The sequence below is a fragment of the Paenibacillus sp. y28 genome (genome assembly GCF_037137075.1).
Classification (GTDB): domain Bacteria; phylum Bacillota; class Bacilli; order Paenibacillales; family NBRC-103111; genus JBBBNV01.
In genome coordinates this window covers 1-817 of record NZ_JBBBNV010000110.1, presented here as the reverse complement: position 1 = coordinate 817, position 817 = coordinate 1, and the positions used below count along the sequence as shown (strand labels likewise).

General features: G+C 52.6%; 2 protein-coding genes. Both read right to left on the bottom strand.

Translation table 11 applies throughout. From position 1 onward, the window contains the following. A partial coding sequence (locus WBG83_RS22520) for a copper amine oxidase N-terminal domain-containing protein (RefSeq protein WP_336747632.1) occupies positions 1 to 515 on the bottom strand: 515 nt, incomplete at its 3' end. Positions 516 to 529: 14 nt separating this feature from the next. Continuing rightward, positions 530 to 817: type II toxin-antitoxin system PemK/MazF family toxin (locus tag WBG83_RS22515; RefSeq protein WP_336747631.1), on the bottom strand; the 288-nt coding region annotated here is incomplete at its 5' end.

Here is an 817-nt window from a genome sequence, read left to right as displayed (position 1 = left end):
ATCGTCGTAGCATACCGTCCGTTTTTGAAAGAATAGTTCGTCGGGTCGTAAGACGTGCCGCCGAGCTGCAGCGTCTTGGCCCTAACGTCGATTCCCGGCGAAAGCTCCACTCGATTCGCTTGATCGTCCCAGGTCACACGCTTACCGGCAGCCTCACTAACAAAACGCAGCGGCACCATCGCCACCCCGTCCACAATACGTGCAGGCATGTCCAGCGTAACGGACTCGCCATTGACCTTGGCCGATTTCGCGCCAATCTGAATTTCAATGGGCCACGGACCGTCATGGATTGTAATTTTCTTTGTCTTGGCCTCCCATGCTACCGTCATGCCGAGTGCCTCAATGAGCGGACGAAACTGCACCAAGACGTGGCCGTTATCATTGATGGGCGCAACATCAAATAATATCGCCTTACCGTTCAAGCTTACTGTCGGCGGATCAGCTGCTGCCGCGGTGCCAATCGGCAGCATGCAAATAATAAGTACCAGGAGCAGTGTTATTTTTAATTGCTTCAATGCCTCTAGCCTCCTTAGTTATGGAATCTGGCCAATGCTGAAAGCACAGCTGTCAAATCCGTTGGTGCCAGGTGTCCAAGCTTGCGGTCTACTTTGGATTGCTGGATAACAATTGTCTTCGCCACTCTGGCCACAGACGGTTCTCGAAGACCGGCCTCGGCCCACTTGAAAAGCGGAACGTCATACGGATCATTTGGTGCAGCAAAGGCAGCGACTTTGAAATCGTCCTTAACGGCCTTTCCTTCGTTGTGGAATGTGACAGTGATTGAGCCTGCCTCGCCTATTTTAAGCGGGCTTGTCAG